Source organism: Streptomyces sp. NPDC041940 (genome assembly GCF_055589465.1).
In genome coordinates this window covers 220,400-236,768 of record NZ_JBVJBP010000002.1, presented here as the reverse complement: position 1 = coordinate 236,768, position 16,369 = coordinate 220,400, and the positions used below count along the sequence as shown (strand labels likewise).

General features: G+C 71.6%; 15 protein-coding genes and 1 pseudogene. 5 read left to right on the top strand and 11 right to left on the bottom strand.

Translation table 11 applies throughout. The annotated features are described in order from the left end of the window. Positions 1-46 precede the first annotated feature (46 nt). Positions 47-1,513, bottom strand: a complete 1,467-nt coding sequence (locus ACZ6I3_RS05720) for an amino acid permease (RefSeq protein ID WP_469412018.1) — start codon at positions 1,511-1,513, stop codon at positions 47-49. A 218-nt stretch (positions 1,514-1,731) separates the two neighbouring features. Between ACZ6I3_RS05720 and ACZ6I3_RS05715 the strand changes: the two genes are divergently transcribed. Continuing rightward, entirely contained in the window at positions 1,732-2,460 is a 729-nt protein-coding gene (locus ACZ6I3_RS05715; RefSeq protein ID WP_469412016.1) for a MerR family transcriptional regulator, read from the top strand. On the opposite strand, the gene ACZ6I3_RS05710 is transcribed toward ACZ6I3_RS05715, so the two are convergent. From ACZ6I3_RS05710 to ACZ6I3_RS05695, 4 genes are all read right to left on the bottom strand, one after another. Further along, entirely contained in the window at positions 2,446-4,632 is a 2,187-nt protein-coding gene (locus ACZ6I3_RS05710; protein WP_469412015.1) for a 3-hydroxyacyl-CoA dehydrogenase NAD-binding domain-containing protein, read from the bottom strand. The two genes, ACZ6I3_RS05715 and ACZ6I3_RS05710, sit on opposite strands and share 15 nt — an antisense overlap. Before the next feature lie 34 nt (positions 4,633-4,666). Further along, positions 4,667-5,881, bottom strand: a complete 1,215-nt coding sequence (locus ACZ6I3_RS05705) for an acetyl-CoA C-acetyltransferase (protein ID WP_469412014.1) — start codon at positions 5,879-5,881, stop codon at positions 4,667-4,669. A gap of 11 nt (positions 5,882-5,892) precedes the next feature. Continuing rightward, positions 5,893-7,038: a CaiB/BaiF CoA transferase family protein gene (locus tag ACZ6I3_RS05700; RefSeq protein ID WP_469412013.1), complete on the bottom strand. Its 1,146-nt coding sequence runs from the start codon at positions 7,036-7,038 to the stop codon at positions 5,893-5,895. Positions 7,039-7,149: 111 nt separating this feature from the next. Continuing rightward, a complete protein-coding gene (locus ACZ6I3_RS05695) occupies positions 7,150-7,530 on the bottom strand; it encodes an MmcQ/YjbR family DNA-binding protein (protein WP_435282654.1) in 381 nt (126 codons plus the stop codon). A gap of 92 nt (positions 7,531-7,622) precedes the next feature. Here ACZ6I3_RS05695 and ACZ6I3_RS05690 point away from each other — a divergent pair, with 92 nt between their 5' ends. After that, on the top strand, positions 7,623-8,801 hold the full coding sequence (locus ACZ6I3_RS05690) for a saccharopine dehydrogenase family protein (protein WP_469412012.1): 1,179 nt from the start codon (positions 7,623-7,625) through the stop codon (positions 8,799-8,801). 13 nt (positions 8,802-8,814) lie between these two features. Here the strand turns inward: ACZ6I3_RS05690 and mmpA are convergent, their stop codons facing one another. The 4 genes from mmpA to ACZ6I3_RS05670 form a co-directional block, all read right to left on the bottom strand. Further along, a complete protein-coding gene (gene mmpA / locus ACZ6I3_RS05685) occupies positions 8,815-8,961 on the bottom strand; it encodes a morphogenic membrane protein MmpA (RefSeq protein WP_469412011.1) in 147 nt (48 codons plus the stop codon). A 93-nt stretch (positions 8,962-9,054) separates the two neighbouring features. Next, the gene (locus ACZ6I3_RS05680) at positions 9,055-9,747 is read right to left on the bottom strand and encodes an endonuclease V (RefSeq protein WP_469412010.1); all 693 of its coding nucleotides are present in this window, start codon (positions 9,745-9,747) and stop codon (positions 9,055-9,057) included. Between the two features lie 75 nt (positions 9,748-9,822). Further along, a complete protein-coding gene (locus ACZ6I3_RS05675; protein WP_469412009.1) occupies positions 9,823-10,146 on the bottom strand; it encodes a plasmid stabilization protein in 324 nt (107 codons plus the stop codon). 69 nt (positions 10,147-10,215) lie between these two features. Beyond that, on the bottom strand, positions 10,216-11,319 hold the full coding sequence (locus ACZ6I3_RS05670; RefSeq protein ID WP_469412008.1) for a WD40/YVTN/BNR-like repeat-containing protein: 1,104 nt from the start codon (positions 11,317-11,319) through the stop codon (positions 10,216-10,218). 246 nt (positions 11,320-11,565) lie between these two features. Here ACZ6I3_RS05670 and ssgD point away from each other — a divergent pair, with 246 nt between their 5' ends. Next, entirely contained in the window at positions 11,566-11,982 is a 417-nt protein-coding gene (gene ssgD / locus ACZ6I3_RS05665) for a spore wall synthesis regulator SsgD (RefSeq protein WP_469412007.1), read from the top strand. A 4-nt stretch (positions 11,983-11,986) separates the two neighbouring features. Here ssgD and ACZ6I3_RS05660 read toward each other — a convergent pair. Beyond that, positions 11,987-12,670: pseudogene (locus ACZ6I3_RS05660) on the bottom strand (isocitrate lyase/phosphoenolpyruvate mutase family protein); the annotation flags it as partial. A gap of 15 nt (positions 12,671-12,685) precedes the next feature. Beyond that, positions 12,686-13,339, bottom strand: a complete 654-nt coding sequence (locus tag ACZ6I3_RS05655) for a GOLPH3/VPS74 family protein (RefSeq protein WP_469412006.1) — start codon at positions 13,337-13,339, stop codon at positions 12,686-12,688. Between the two features lie 293 nt (positions 13,340-13,632). Between ACZ6I3_RS05655 and ACZ6I3_RS05650 the strand changes: the two genes are divergently transcribed. Then, positions 13,633-15,258 carry an ABC-F family ATP-binding cassette domain-containing protein gene (locus tag ACZ6I3_RS05650; protein WP_469412005.1) on the top strand — a complete coding sequence of 542 codons (1,626 nt, stop codon included), beginning with the start codon at positions 13,633-13,635 and terminating at the stop codon, positions 15,256-15,258. Positions 15,259-15,449: 191 nt separating this feature from the next. Further along, positions 15,450-16,226 (top strand): dimethylargininase, encoded by a 777-nt coding sequence (gene ddaH / locus ACZ6I3_RS05645; RefSeq protein WP_469412004.1) that lies wholly within the window; start codon positions 15,450-15,452, stop codon positions 16,224-16,226. The last annotated feature ends 143 nt before the right edge of the window (positions 16,227-16,369 follow it).

Here is a 16,369-nt window from a genome sequence, read left to right as displayed (position 1 = left end):
GGCGGGCCCGCATTCCCGCTACATCGAGACGGGCCCGCACTCCCTGTTACTTCGTGAGCTGGGACAGTTCCTGGTCGGCCGTCGCGGACACCCGGCGGCGGATGCCGAACCAGCCCGCGACCAGCATGGCCGCGATCACGGGGACGAGCAGGAGTGTCTTGCGGCCGACCTCGGGGTCGTTCCACATCATGCCGAGGCAGGCCAGCAGGAAGACGATCGTGGTGATCTCCGTGACCGGGCTGCCGGGGAGGCGGAAGGAGGGGCGGTCGACCAGGCCCTCCTTGGCGCGGCGGACGAAGACCAGGTGGCAGATCATGATGATCACCCAGGTGCTGATGATGCCGAGGGAGGCGATGTTCAGCACGATCTCGAAGGCCTGGGCCGGCACGAGGTAGTTCAGGCCGACGCCGAGCACACACACCGCGCAGGTGAGCAGGATGCCGCCGTAGGGGACCTGGCTGCGGTTCATGCGGGCGGTGAACTTCGGCGCGGAGCCTGCCATCGCCATGGAGCGCAGGATGCGGCCCGTGGAGTACAGGCCCGAGTTCAGCGAGGACATGGCGGCCGTCAGGACCACCAGGTTCATCACGTCGCCGGCCGCCGGGATGCCGATCTTCGACAGGACCGTGACGAAGGGGCTCTGGTCGGCCGAGTAGACCGAGCCGGGCAGGAGCAGGGCCAGCAGGACGACCGAGCCGACGTAGAAGAGCCCGACCCGCCACATGATCGAGTTCACCGCGCGCGGGACGACCTTCTCCGGCTCGGCGGTCTCACCCGCGGCGACACCGACCAGCTCCAGCGCGGCGTACGCGAAGATCACGCCCTGCATGACCAGGACCACGGGCATCATGCCGTGCGGGAAGACGCCGCCGTTCTCCGTGATCACGCCCAGGCCCGGGGTCTGGCCGCCCACCTTGTGCTGCGTGGCGAGCAGGAAGATGCCGATGAGCATGAAGCCGACGAGCGTGGCGACCTTGATGATCGAGAACCAGAACTCCATCTCGCCGAAGATCTTCACCGAGATCAGGTTCACGGCCAGCACGACCGCGAGGGCGGCGAGCGCGAGCACCCACTGCGGGATGTCGGTGAACAGGCTCCAGTAGTGCGTGTAGAGGGCGATCGCGGTGATGTCGGCGATGCCGGTGGTCGACCAGTTCAGGAAGTACATCCAGCCGGCGACGTAGGCGCCCTTCTCCCCGAGGAACTCCCGCGCGTACGACACGAAGGAGCCCGAGGAGGGGCGGTAGAGCACGAGTTCGCCGAGGGCCTTCACGACGAAGAAGGCGAAGATGCCGCACACCAGGTAGGCGATCGCCAGCGCCGGGCCCGCGTTGTGCAGCCGCCCGCCGGCACCCAGGAAGAGTCCGGTGCCGATCGCGCCACCGATGGCGATCATGTTGACGTGGCGGGGCTTGAGGTCCTTGCTGTAGCCGGCGTCGCCCGCGTCCGCGGGCACCTGGGCCGCATCGCTGCGGGATGCGGCTGCTGCCGTGTTCACGGCGTCCTTGCTCACGGTGGATCCACTTCTCTGGTGCGCCCGAGCGGGTCCCGCTCGGCTGTCCGGACGTACATAAGGTCTGGGCCCTCGGTAAGGGCACAGACCGAGGGCCACCTTCCCCGCCGAGAGCGACTCACGCGGTGGCATACGTCACAGAGCGCTACTTCTCACAGAATCGTCACCTCGGCCGCCAGAGGTTTCACAGCACTGGTGAGACAGCGATACTGCTGCACATGACAACCGACGCCGAGGAGCCGACCCTCACGATCGACGAGCTGGCCGCCCGGGCCGGTGTCACGGTGCGCACGGTCCGCTTCTACGGCACGAAGGGGCTGCTGCCGCCGCCGGTGCTCGGCCCCCGGCGGGTGGGGCACTACGGGCGGGAGCACCTGGCCCGGCTGGCGCTGATCGAGGAGTTGCAGCGGCAGGGCATGACGCTGGCGGGCATCGAGCGCTATCTGCGGCAACTGCCGCCGGACCTGAGCGCGCACGACCTCGCCATCCACCGGGCCGTGGTGGCCTCCTGGGCGCCGGACACCGTCGAGACGGTCACCCGGCAGGAGCTGGAGCGGCTGGCCGGGCGGCCACTCGGCGCCGAGGACGTCGAGCGGCTGGTCGCGATGGGCGTGGTCCGGCCCGGGGACGACGGGTACGAGGCCGACCTCGGTCTGCTCCGGCTGGGCGTCGGGCTGCTGGACGTGCCGCTCTCCCAGGAGGCGATCTTCGCGGCGCGCACGGTGCTCATCGAACACGCGCGCGCCGCGGCCCGTGAACTCTCCCAGCTCTTCCGTGGCGAGGTCGCGGAGCGTGACGCCCGGGACGTGCGGTCCCTGTCGGCGCACATGCACCCCCTGGTGGTGCAGGCGCTCCTCACGGCCTTTCAGCGGTCGCTGAAGGAAGAGCTGGGCGAGTGGCTCACGGAGCCTTCGGCAGAGCCCTCAGGGGGGTCAGCCGCGGGCTGAGTCGCTGAACTGCTCCCCCTTCTCCGCCTTGTCCACCAGCAGCGCGGGCGGGGTGAAGCGGTCGCCGTAGCGCTCGGCGAGTTCACGCGCGCGTGCCACGAACCCCGGTAGACCGCCCTCGTAGCCGTTGATGTACTGGAGCACGCCGCCGGTCCAGCCCGGGAAGCCGATGCCGAAGATGGAGCCGATGTTGGCGTCGGCGACCGAGGTCAGCACGCCCTCCTCCAGCAGCCGGACGGTGTCCAGCGCCTCGGAGAAGAGCATGCGCTCCTTCATGTCCGTGAAGGGGATCTGGTACCCGGGCTTGGTGTAGTGCTCGCGCAGTCCCGGCCAGAGTCCGGCGCGCTTGCCGTCGTCGCCGTAGTCGTAGAAGCCGGCGCCGCCGCTGCGGCCCGTGCGGCCGAACTCGTCGACCATGCGGTCGATCACGGCCTCGGCGGGGTGGGCCGTCCAGGTGCCGCCCGCCTCCTCCACGGCCCGCTTCGTCTCGCCCCGGATCTTGCGGGGCAGCGTCAGCGTCAGCTCGTCCATCAGGGACAGCACCTTGGCCGGGTAGCCGGCCTGGGCGGCGGCCTGCTCGACCGACGCGGGCTCGATGCCCTCGCCGACCATGGCGACGCCCTCGTTGATGAAGTGCCCGATGACGCGGGAGGTGAAGAAGCCGCGCGAGTCGTTGACGACGATCGGGGTCTTGTTGATCTGCCGGACCAGGTCGAAGGCGCGGGCCAGGGCCTCCTCGCCGGTGCGCTCGCCCTTGATGATCTCGACGAGCGGCATCTTGTCGACGGGCGAGAAGAAGTGCAGCCCGATGAAGTCGCTCTGGCGCTCGACGCCCTCGGCGAGTGCGGTGATGGGGAGGGTGGAGGTGTTGGAACAGAGCAGCGCGTCGGGCGCCACGACGTTCTGGATCTCCTGGAACACCTTGTGCTTCAGGGAGGTGTCCTCGAAGACCGCCTCGATCACGGCATCGCAGCCGGCCAGGTCCTGCGCCTCGGCGGTGGGCGTGATGCGGGCGAGCAGCGCGTCGGCCTTCTCCTGGGTCGTACGGCCCTTGGAGACGGCCTTGGCGCACAGCTTCTCGGAGTAGCCCTTGCCCTTGAGGGCCGACTCCAGGGAGACGTCCTTCAGGACGACGTCGATGCCGGCGCGGGCGCAGGAGTAGGCGATGCCGGCGCCCATCATGCCGGCGCCGAGGACGGCGACCTTGCGGACCTTGCGGGGCTCGATGCCCTTGGGGCGGTTGGCGCCGGAGTTGACGGCCTGGAGGTCGAAGAAGAAGGCCTGGATCATGTTCTTCGAGGTCTGCCCGGCCGCGAGGTCGACGAAGTAGCGGGCCTCGATGACCTGGGCGGTCTCGAAGTCGACCTGGGAGCCCTCGACGGCGGCGGCGAGGATGTTGCGCGGCGCCGGGTAGGGGGCGCCGCCCGTCTGCTTGCGCAGGTTCGCCGGGAAGGCGGGCAGGTTGGCGGCGAACTTGGGGTTGGCGGGTGTGCCGCCCGGGATCCGGTAGCCGGGCTTGTCCCAGGGCTGCTGGGACTCCGGGTTGGCGTCGATGAAGGCGCGGGCCTTGGCCAGCAGTTCTTCCTGAGTGGCGGCCACGTCGTCCACGAGGCCGTTCTCCTGGGCGCGGCGCGGGCTGTACTGGGTGCCCTGGAGGAGGACCTTCAGCAGGGCGTCGGTGATGCCGAGCAGGCGGACGGTGCGGACGACGCCGCCGCCTCCGGGGAGCAGGCCGAGGGTGACCTCGGGGCAGCCGATCTTCGAGCCGGGCGCGTCGAGCGCGACGCGGTGGTGGCAGGCCAGGGCGATCTCGTAGCCGCCGCCGAGGGCCGCGCCGTTGAGCGCGGCGACGACCGGCTTGCCGAGGGTCTCGATGCGGCGCAGGTTCCGCTTGATCGCCATGCCGCCGTCGAACAGCTCCTGGGCCGTCTCGGGGGTGACGCGGATCAGGTCGCGCAGGTCGCCGCCGGCGAAGAAGGTCTTCTTCGCCGAGGTGATGATGACGCCCCGGATGGAGTCCTTCTCGGCCTCCAGGCGGTCGGTGACGGCGGCGAGCGAGTCGCGGAACGCCTGGTTCATGGTGTTCGCGGACTGGTTCGGGTCGTCGATGACGAGGGTGACGAGGCCGGTGCGGTCCTGTTCCCAGCGGATGGTGGTGGATTCAGTGCTCATGTGGAGGTGCTCCGTGTGATCCGTCGGGAGGGGGTCAGATGCGCTCGACGATGGTGGCGACGCCCATGCCGCCGCCGACGCACAGCGTGGCGAGGCCGTAGCGCTTGTCCTGGCGCTCGAGTTCGTCGACGAGCGTGCCGAGGATCATCGCGCCGGTCGCGCCGAGGGGGTGGCCGAGCGCGATCGCGCCGCCGTTGACGTTGACCTTGTCCAGGGACAGGCCCATGTCCTTCACGAAGCGCAGCACGACCGCCGCGAACGCCTCGTTGATCTCGACGAGGTCGATGTCGTCGATGGTCAGTCCGGCCTTGGAGAGGGCCTTGCGGGTGGCGGGGGCGGGCCCGGTCAGCATGATGGTCGGCTCGGAGCCGGACACGGCGGCGGAGACGATCCGGGCGCGCGGGGTGAGGCCGTAGCGCTCGCCGACGTCCTTGGAGCCGATCGCGACGAGCGAGGCGCCGTCCACGATGCCGGAGGAGTTGCCCGCGTGGTGGACGTGGTCGATCTTCTCCACCCAGTGGTACTGCTGGAGCGCGACCGCGTCGAAGCCGCCGAGTTCGCCGATGTCGGCGAAGGACGGCTTGAGCTTGGCCAGGGAGTCGGCGGTGGTGCCCGGGCGCGGGAACTCGTCGTGGTCGAGGACGACGAGGCCGCTGCGGTCCTTCACGGGGACGACGGACCTCTCGAAGCGGCCGTCCTTCGTCGCGGTGGCCGCCCGCTCCTGGGAGAGGGCCGCGTACTCGTCGACGTCCCGCCGGGAGAAGCCCTCGATGGTGGCGATGAGGTCGGCGCCGATGCCCTGCGGCACGAAGTTCACATCGAGGTTGGTCATCGGGTCGTTGAACCAGGCGCCGCCGTCGGAGGCCATAGGCACCCGGGACATCGACTCCACACCGCCCGCGAGGACGAGGTCCTCCCAGCCGGAACGCACCTTGGCGGCGGCCAGGTTGACGGCCTCCAGGCCCGAGGCACAGAAGCGGTTCTCCTGCACACCGGCCACTGTGTCGGGCAGGCCCGCCGCGATGGCGGCGATCCGGGCGATGTCCGAGCCCTGGTCGCCGACCGGGCCGACGACGCCGAGCACGATGTCGTCGACGGCGGCCGGGTCCAGGTCCGGGAAGCGGGCGCGGATCTCGTGGATGAGTCCGACGACCAGGTCGATGGGCTTGGTGCCGTGCAGGGAGCCGTTGGCCTTGCCGCGACCGCGCGGGGTGCGGATCGCGTCGTACACGTACGCTTCGGTGCTCACGGGAGGGCCTTTCACTGAGGGTTGCGGAACGCTGGGAGGAGCCCGGGGACGTCCCAGTCCCGGGCGACGTCCGCCGTGTCTGCGCCCGGCCGCGCCGGGCCGGTGCGGACGGAGGTCGGGGTCGCGGAGAAACGGGGGGCCGGGGCGGGCTGGGTGATACCGCCGTGGTCGGTGAAGGTGCCGCGCGCGGCGAGATGCGGGTGGTGCGGGGCCTCGCGCAGGGACAGAACGGGCGCCACGCACGCGTCGGAGCCCTCGAAGACGGCCGTCCACTCGTCCCTCGTCCGGGTCTTGAAGCGGACCGCGATCTGTTCGCGCAGTTCGCCCCACCGGGTGACGTCCTTGCGGGCCGAGACGTGGTCCTCGATGCCGAGGAGGCTCAGGAACTCCTCGTAGAACTGCGGCTCCAGGGCGCCGACGGCCATGTGCAGGCCGTCGGCCGTCTCGTACGTCCCGTAGTACGGGCAACCGCCGTCCAGGAGGTTGGCGCCGCGGCGGTCCTGCCAGCCGCCGGCGGCGAGCATGCCGTGGATCATCGTGGCGAGGTGGGCGGTGCCGTCGACGATGGCGGCGTCGACGACCTGGCCGGTGCCGCTCGCGCGGGCGTGGTTCAGGGCGGCCAGGACTCCGACGACGAGGTACAGGGAGCCGCCCGCGTAGTCGCCGAGCAGGTTGGCCGGGACGGCCGGCGGCTCGTCCGGCCGTCCGATCATGCCGAGCGTGCCGGTGGGGGCGATGTACGCGATGTCGTGCCCGGCGCGCTCGGCGAGCGGGCCGTCCTGCCCCCAGCCCGTCATCCGGCCGTAGACGAGACGAGGGTTGCGGGCGTGGCAGGCCTCGGGGCCGACGCCCAGGCGCTCGGCGACACCGGGGCGGTAGCCCTCGACCAGGATGTCGGCGCGGGCGGCGAGGTCGAGCACCCGGCCGGGGCCGTCCGGGGACTTCAGGTCGACGACCACCGAGCGCTTGTTGCGGTTGGTGACGTCGTACGCCGGGTCGATCGCGAGTCCGGGGCCGCCGGGGCGGTCCACGCGCACGACGTCGGCCCCGAGGTCGGCCAGGAGCATGGCGGCGAACGGGCCGGGCCCGATGCCGGCCAGCTCGACGACGCGTACGCCGGTGAGCGGGCCGTGTCCTGGCGTCCTTGCCGTGGTCATCCAGCCCCCAGTGCTGTGACACAACCGATGTAACACCAGTGATGCTAAGAACGCGTTCCGATCGGCACAAGACCTGAAGAGAGCAAGCGCTTAGTAATCTGCCTGACGGAGTCAGTCCCCGTCCAGTTCCGCTATCAGCCGTTTCGGCGCGATCACCCGGTAGCTCTCCTCCACCCAGTCGCAGAGCATCTCCGCGGCCGGGGCGCCCTGCCGCTCCAGGGGGATGCTCACCCAGCCGGCCTTCCCCAGGCCGTAACCGGCGGGCTCGGCGCCAGGGCTGGACAGGGCGTGGGCGTGGGCCGTCTCGTCCTTGAGCTTCACCGTCACACCCAGGGGGTAGCTGCCGTCCTGGACGCCGAGGAAGACGAACACCTTCTTGTTGACCTTCGCGACGGACTCGCCCCACGGGAACTCCTCGACGGCACCCGGCAGCCCCAGCGCGAACTCGCGCACTTTCTCCCACTTCTTCAGGGCATTCCTGGGCACGGCCATCGTCGTTCCTCCGGGCTCGTCGTCGGGCACCGCACCCCTCACGCTAGCCTCGGCCACCGACAGCGGCACGGGCTGCACGACCGAGGGGTGTCATGAGCAGGCTGAACAGGACGGACCGTCCGTACGACATCGTGCTCTTCGGAGCCACCAGTTTCGCCGGAGCGCTCACCGCCGAATATCTGGCCGCGCACGCGCCGGACGGGCTGCGCTGGGCGATCGCGGGACGCAGCGCGGAGAAGCTGGAGCGGCTACGGGAGGGGCTGCCGGGCGATGCGAAGGTGGACGTGCTGCGGGCGGACGTCACCGACCCGGCCTCGCTGCGCGCTCTCGCCGAGCAGGCGCGCGTGGTGGCCACGACGGTCGGCCCGTACGTGACCTACGGCGAGGAGCTGGTCGCCGCCTGCGCGGACACCGGGACGGACTACCTCGACCTGTGCGGCGAGCCGGAGTTCGTGGACCTGATGTACGTCCGGCACGACGCACGCGCGCGGGAGACCGGGGCACGGCTGGTGCACGCCGCCGGCTTCGACTCGATCCCGCACGATCTGGGCGTGTACTTCACCGTCCAGCAGCTGCCCGAGGACGTGCCGCTGACCGTGGACGGCTTCGTGACCGCCGACGCGGCCTTCTCGGGCGGCACCTTCAACTCGGCCCTGAACCAGTTCGCGCGGCAGCGGGAGATGGCGGCGGCCGTGCGGGACCGGCGGCGGCACGAGCCGCGGCTGGTGGGACGGCGGGTCTCCGCGCCGACGGGTACGCCTCGGTTCGCCAAGGAGGTCGGCGCCTGGGCGCTGCCGATGCCGACCATCGACCCGCAGATCGTGCGGCGTTCGGCGGCCGCCCTCGAGCGGTACGGCCCGGACTTCCGCTACCGGCAGTACGCGGCCGTCCGGCACCTGCCCATAGCGGTGGGCGGGGTCGCGGCCGTCGGAGCGCTGGTCGCGGCGGCCCAGGTGCCGCCCGCGCGGCGCTGGTTGTCGGACCGGCTCAAGCCCGGGGAGGGGCCGAGCCCCGAGAAGCGGGCGAAGAGCTGGTTCTCCCTGCGCTTCGTGGGCGAGGGCGGCGGCCGGCGGGTGTACACGGAGGTCTCGGGCGGCGATCCGGGGTACGACGAGACGGCGAAGATGCTCGCCGAGTCGGCGCTGTGCCTGGCCTTCGACGAGCTGCCGAAGACGGCGGGCCAGGTCACCACGGCGGCGGCGATGGGCGACGCGCTGATCGACCGGCTGCGCGCGGCGGGCATCCGCTTCCGCGTCGCGTCGGCCCGCTGAGACGGGTTCGGGTCTACAGCGGCCACTCGGCGATGGTGTAGATCATCCCGGCGATCCAGGCGAGACCGGCCAGCACGGCGAGGACCAGCCCGACCGTGACGGCCCGCTCGACCGTCTGGGTCGGTCCGGCAACAGGCTTGGGAGCGCGGTGCGTTGTCATGCGCCCCAGCCTGCCGACCCCGGCGGGGGCCGGACATCCGTACGGGTACTCAGAGCCGGTACTCAGATCACACCGCCGCAGTCGTGCGGGCGGTCAGGACGAGCAGGTCTCCCGCAGGGCCTCGCGGCAGAGGGCGTCCGCTCTGCGGGTGGTCTCCGGGAGGCGGTACTCGGGGGTCAGGGCGAGGGTGTGGGCGCAGGCGCCGTCGAGTGTCACGCGGTGGCCGACCGAGACGAAGACCGGCTTGACGGCCTCCCGGGTGCGCAGAGCGCGGCCGACCTCCTCGGAGCCGGCGAGCAGCGCGGAGACACTGCCGCGCGGGGTGTCCGGGTCGTCGTAGGCGAAGGTGAACGGGTTCTTGGCGACGCCGATCGTGGGGAGGCCGGTCAGGACGCCGAGGTGGCTGGCGAGGCCGAAGCGGCGGGGGTGGGCGAGGCCGTAGCCGTCGCAGACCACCAGGCCCGGCGGGACCGGCAGGGCGTCGAGGGCGGCCAGGACCGTGGGGATCTCGCGGAAGGCGAGCAGACCGGGCACATAGGGGAAGGAGACGCGGCCCACCGCCGTGGCCTGCGCGACGACCTCGAGGCTCGACGCGTCCAGGACGACCGCGGCCGCCGCGACGACGTCCCGTTCGTCGTCGTAGGCCACGTCGACCCCCGTCACATGGCCTGTTCCCGGCGGCGGTCCGGATTCGTCGAGGATCACGCGCTCGCGCAGTTCGTCCTGGACGGCGCGGGCCTGTTCCTCGTTCGCGGGCCAGTCTTCGGGGATGCGTACGGTCGTCATGGTGGGCCCGAGCCTACGGGCAGCGCGAAGGCCGGCGGGGCCAGGGAGTCCGGCCGGCCTCGGGAGGCACGCGCCTCACTTGTTCAGTGCGCGCTGCAACTGGCTCTTGTTCATGCTCGAACGGCCCTCGACGCCCTTGCGCTTGGCCTCCTGGTAGAGCTGGTCGTAGGTGGGCCCCTGGGCGCCCTTCCCGGACCGCTGGCCGCCGCGCTTGCCGGAGGACATGTCCTCCGTCGAGGTGCGGCTGGCCGTCTTCGACTCGCCGGAGCGGGCGCGTTCCTTGTTCACCGTCCGCGCGGCGATCTCCTCGGCGCGGCCGGTGCTCTCGCCCCGGTCCCGCGCACTCTCCTTGATGTGCTCGTACTGACGCTCCCGCTTGGGGCTCGAACCGCGTGGCATCACCGCTCACTTCCTTTCACGACAGTGAACGGGTACCCACGTTGCCAACGATCAGGGCGGTCCGCATGCTCAGTGCTCCAGGCGGGCGGCCCGGCCCTTCTCGCCGGCGGCCCAGCAGCCTCGGTCGGGGGTGCAGTCGACGGTGTCGTAGGAACCGGTATCGACCGTGCGCCAGGTGCGGCCGCCGTCCGTGGTGAGGTCGGTGCCGGTGGGGCCGACGGCGAGGGCGGCGGTGCGGCTGTGCGGGAGCCAGGCGACGCCGGAGCGGTAGGCGGGCGGGGGTGTGGCGGCGGGGCGCCAGGTGCGGCCGCCGTCGGGGGTGCGAGCGGCGGCCTGCGGGGAGGGCTGGTCGGGGCGGAAGTCACCGCCGACGGCGAGGCCGTGGGCGCGGTCGCGGAAGGCCAGCGCGAAGACACCGCGGGCCGGGTCGCCCGCCGGGAGGGCCGTGTCGGTGGCCGTCCAGGTGTGCCCCCGGTCGCCGGAGTGCAGCACCCGCGCGCGTGCGGCCCCGCCGGTGGCGAGCCAGACGTCCTTCGGCCCGGAGGTGACCAGACACTGGCCGCTCGCCGCGAATCCGGCCTCGCCCTCCTGCGCGGCCGGCATGCCCGCGTTCGGCAGCACCTTCCAGGTACGGCCGCCGTCACCGGTCGACAGGATGCGGAACTTCCCGTCCACCGGGTCGCTCATGGCGAGGCCGTGGCGGGGGTCGAAGAAGGCGAGGCAGTCGTAGAAGGCCTTCGGGTCGGTGTTGCGGAACGACTCCGTCCAGGTCGCCCCGCCGTCGTCGGTCCGGTACACCCGGGACGCCTCGCCCTCGCCGATGGCCAGGACCACGGCCCGGCGCGCGTCGAACGCCTCGACGTCCCGGAACTGCAACTCCGCCGCGCCCGGGGGCGAGACGTTCCGCCAGCTCGCCCCGCCGTCGGTGGTGCGCAGGACGGTGCCGCCGGTCCCGGCGAGCCAGGCGGTGTTCCGGCTGACGGCGGCGAGGCCGCGGAACCGTGTCTCCGGGGTGCCGGTGTCCTTCAGTTCCCAGTGCGGCACCCGGCGCTCCGGCTCGTGCGCCTGCGCCGGTACGGCGGTCAGGGCGGCAAGTGCCGCCGCGCACGCCGCCGCAGCGGTCACCCTGCGCCGTGTTCGTCCCGTACGTCGCGTGCTCCCCAAGCGCCTCATGGCCGGGGAAGCTAGCCCACGGTCCGGTCGCCGTCCAGACGGCCTCACGGAGGCGGCGGGTGTTCCGGTGGGCGCCACAAGTGCCCGCCGTGGCACATGAGGAGAGTCACGTCACTCCGGTGCATGAACGCGGTGACGGAGGTCACTCGCACTTCATGTGCACGGATTGGCTGAATCCGGCGTCTCTTCCAATGCCCGGCCTCATCCGGCCGGAAGTCCGTCCAGCCGTCACAAGGGAGCAAGGCGTTGTCCATCGTCATCGAGCAGCCCGTGGAGGCCCGTCTCGTCGCCGCCGCGCCGCGAATGCCGAGCATTCCCGCGACGCTCCACTACGACCGACGTGACCCGTTCGCCGTCCGCATGACCTTCCCCGCCCCGGCCACGCTGGAGGGCGTCGAGGTCTGCTGGACGTTCTCCCGCGAGCTGCTCTCCGCGGGCCTGAAGGAGGCCGAGGGACACGGGGACGTGCGGGTGCGGCCGTACGGGTACGACCGCACCGTGCTGGAGTTCCACGCCCCCGAGGGCACCGCCGTCGTGCATGTCCGCTCCAGTGAGGTGCGCCGGTTCCTGGAGGCCACGAGCGAGCTCGTGCCGGTCGGTCTCGAGCACCTCCAGCTGGATCTGGACCACGGCCTCGCGGAGCTGATGCGCGACGCGTGCTGAGCTGACGCCCCTGCTCCAGCAGGGCGTTGACCTCGCCGTAGTCCCGAGCGTCCGCGAGTGACCCGTATGTCCCCGTGTTCAGCAGCTCCCGCGCGGCTCGGCGGACCAGGGCGTGGGCGGCCTGGGCGAGGCCCGAGCCCACACTGACACGAGCCACTCCCAGGGCGGCGAGTTCGGCGACCGGCTGTGCGCCAGGGCCCGCCATGACGTTCAGCGGCCTGTCGACGCCGTCCACGAGTTCCTTCACGATCCCCGGGTCGACGGCCCCGGGGACGAAGATCCCGTCGGCACCGGCGGCACGGTACGCGGCGGCGATCCGCTCGGCCTGCCCTTCCACGTCCCGCAGCGGACCACCCGCGCCGGCGCCGTACAGCGCGTCCTCGATGTTCACCCCCACCGCTCCCGCCGCGAGGACCGCCCGGACGGTGGCGGCGACGCCCGCGGCGTCGTCGGCGGCGTCGTCGGCCCAGCCGCTCTCGATGTCCGCGGTCACGGGGACGGTGGCGGCGCCGGTGATGCGGGCGACCGCTTCGAGGGCCGTGTCGCGGTCCACCCGTTCACCGTCCGGCGCGCCCAGCGCCCAGACGAGCCCAGCGCTGGTCGTCGCCAGGAAGGCCGAGGCGCGGTCGTTCTGGTTCGTCATGAGGGCAACCCGAGCAGCGGGACGGGGACCGTGGCCGGCAGGAATCCGACCTGCACGTGGTCAGGGCAGAGCGGACGCCGTCACCGTGGCGGCCACCGCCGTACGCACCTCGCGCACGATCTTCCGCAGCCCGGGCGCTGCCGCCCCGGCGCGCTCGGTCAGCTCCTCGACGCGCTGCTCGTGGGCGCGGACGTCCGGCTCGGACAGCAGGTCCGCCGCCGCGGCGAGGGCGACGAGCGCCGCGTCGCACCAGGAGGTCTCGGCGACGGGTGACGGTCCCCGGAGGATCCGCCGCACCTCCTCCCGCAGCGCCTCCACGGCGGTGACCCGCTCCAGGGTGTGGTCGACGGAGGGGAACACGCCGAGGACCCGCCTCTTCTCCGCCCGCAGATACCCCCCGGCCACGAGCTGCTCCCGTACGGCGTCGAGGGTCACCCGGGCCCGCAGGGTCACCCAGGTCCGCCAGGAGTGCGGGCACGACTCGCGGACCAGTTCCAGCAGCCCGTCGAGGACCGCGTCACCGGCGCGCGCGTCGAGGTCGACCGGCGTGGCGATGCCGTCCTCGTCGGTGAGCAGGCCGCGCTGGGCCAGTTCGGTGAGGGCACCGGCCCGCACCAGGCCGGCCAGGCGGCCGGCGTCGGCGGCCGGCGGACACGCGGAGTCCCAGGCCAGCAGGCAGAGCCGGGCCGGCAGCGAGAGCGGGCCGTCGGTCACGGGGCCTCCTCGGGGCGCTCGGGCCGCACGTTAATTCGTTGACAGGCCCGAGGACCCCTCGTAATTTGGAAAGCGTCCTGTTGCCGCCGATAGGAGAAGGACGTTGCTCGTCTGAGGTCCTGAGACACCGCGTCACACACATCAGGTGTGTGCGCTGCGTGCGACCTCGGCGACTGAGCCGTCCTCCGGTGCAGGGCTTTTCTCATGCCTGTGGAGTCCCTCCTCCCTGGTCGCAGGTGTCTCGATACGCGTTTGCCCCTGACCGCATCAAGCAACCGCGAAAGAGGCCCCGCATGCCTATTTCCATCACTGCCGCCTCCCTGTCCTTCACCTGGCCCGACGGTTCCTCCGTCTTCGAGGGCCTGGACGTCGCGTTCGGCCCGGGCCGGACCGGCCTGGTCGGCGTCAACGGGTCGGGGAAGTCGACCCTGTTGAAGCTGATCGCCGGTGAGCTCGCACCCGCCGACGGCGCCGTCCGGGTGGCCGGCGAGGTCGGCTACCTCCCGCAGAACGTCACGCTCGACACCACCCTGCGCGTCGACCAGGCGCTCGGCATCGCCGCACAGCGGGCCGCGCTGCACGCCATCGAGGCGGGCGACGTGGCCGAGGCGCACTTCGAGACCGTCGGCGACGACTGGGACGTCGAGGAGCGCGCCCTCGCCACCCTGGGCGAACTCGGGCTCGGGCACGTCGAGTTGGACCGCACCGTCGGCGAGGTCTCGGGCGGCGAGTCGGTCCTGCTGCGACTGGCCGCGCTGCTGCTGCGCCGACCCGAGGTGCTGCTGCTGGACGAGCCGACCAACAACCTCGACCTGTACGCGCGCAGGCGGCTGTACGCGGCCGTCCAGTCCTGGCCGGGTGTGATGGTCGTCGTCAGCCACGACCGTGAGCTCCTGGACCTCGTCGACCAGATCGCGGATCTGCGCTCCGGGGAGATCACCTGGTACGGGGGCAATTTCTCCGACTACGAGGAGGCCCTGTCGGTCGAACAGGAGGCGGCCGAGCGCATGGTGCGCGTCGCCGAGTCCGACTTCCGCAAACAGAAGCGCGAACTGGCCGACGCCCAGGTCAAGCTGGCTCGCCGCAAGCGGTACGGACAGAAGATGTTCGAACAGAAGCGCGAGCCGAAGATCGTCATGGGGGCGCGCAAGCGCGCGGCGCAGGAGTCCGCGGGCAAGCACCGCATCATGCACGAGGAGAGGCTCGCCGAGGCCAGGGAGCGGCTCGACGAGGCGGTGGAGGCCGTACGGGACGACGACGAGATCCGTGTCGACCTGCCCTACACGGCCGTGCCGCCGGGGCGTACCGTCCTCACCCTCCAGGATCTCGGGCTCCGGTACGGCGCCCGTGTGGAGGGCGGCTTCGACCTGCGCGGTCCCGAGCGGGTCGCGCTGATCGGGCGCAACGGTTCGGGCAAGACCACGCTGCTGCGCACGATCACCGGCGAGCTGGATCCGGAGTCGGGCGACGTACGGACGCATGTGCCGTTGCGGTTCCTGCCACAGCGGCTCGACGTTCTCGACGGGGAGCTGACCGTCGCCGAGAACGTGGCCCGGTTCGCGCCGGACGCCACCAACAACCGGATCCGGGCGCGGCTGGCCCGCTTCCTGTTCCGGGGCGCCCGGGCCGACCAGAAGGCGGCGACGCTGTCCGGCGGCGAGCGCTTCCGGGCGGCGCTGGCCGCGCTGATGCTGGCGGAGCCCGCCCCGCAGCTGCTCATGCTCGACGAGCCGACCAACAACCTCGACATGGCGAGCGTGCGGCAGCTGACCACGGCCCTGGAGTCCTATGAGGGGGCGCTGATCGTGGCCAGTCACGACCTGCCGTTCCTCGAGTCGATCGGCATCACACGCTGGCTGCGGCTGGAGGACGGAGAACTGAAGGAGATCACGCCGGAGGCTGTCGGTTTTCCCGCCTAGCTCCGGTGGCATGAGGATGCGACACGCAACGTCGCCGCGTCCGGTCAGGCATCCCCTTCCCTTCGGGGAGGGGTGTCGTCCGGCCGGATCGCCCTGCATCATGGTCGGCTGACGCCCGACGCGTTCCGGTCGATCCCGGGGGCCCCGTCGGTGCGGTCCCGACACGTCCCATCCGATACGGAGTCACGCTCGTGCCCAGCAAGAAGGCCCTCGTCCGCCGCCCCAGCCCACGTCTTGCCGAGGGGCTGGTGACGCACATCGAGCGGGAGAGGGTCGACGCCGACCTCGCGGTCGAGCAGTGGGAGGCGTACGTGACGGCCCTGCGCGCGCACGGCTGGGACACCATCGAGGTGGATCCGGCCGACGACTGCCCGGACTCGGTGTTCGTCGAGGACACGGTCGTGATGTACCGGAACGTGGCGCTGATCGCGCGCCCGGGCGCCGAGTCCCGGCGTGCGGAGACCGCCGGGGTCGAGGAGGCCGTGGCCGGTCTGGGCTGCTCGGTGAACTGGATCTGGGAGCCGGGCACCCTGGAGGGCGGCGACGTCCTGAAGATCGGCGACACCGTGTACGTGGGCCGGGGCGGGCGCACCAACGCCGCCGGGGTCCAGCAGCTGCGGGCCGCGTTCGAGCCGCTGGGCGCGCGGGTCGTCGCCGCACCGGTGAGCAAGGTGCTGCACCTGAAGTCGGCGGTCACGGCGCTGCCCGACGGCACGGTCATCGGGCACATCCCGAAGATGGACACGCCGTCGCTGTTCGCGCGCTTCCTGCCGGTGCCCGAGGAGGCCGGCGCGCACGTGGTCCTGCTCGGCGGTGACAAACTGCTGATGGCGGCGAGCGCACCGAAGACCGCGGAGCTGTTCTCGGATCTCGGGTACGAACCGGTCGTCGTGGACATCAGCGAGTTCGAGAAGCTCGAGGGATGTGTGACATGCCTCTCGGTGCGGCTGCGGGAGTTGTACGCCTGACCGGGTCGGCGACTCACTCTTCCGGACCTCGACCTGCGGGTCCGGGGAGGTCGCCGGGCGCACGAGCGACCCGCTGATCAGCGGCCTTTACAGCGTTCTTAACCTACGGCCTCGTAACCTACGGAAACGTAGCCTACGATTCC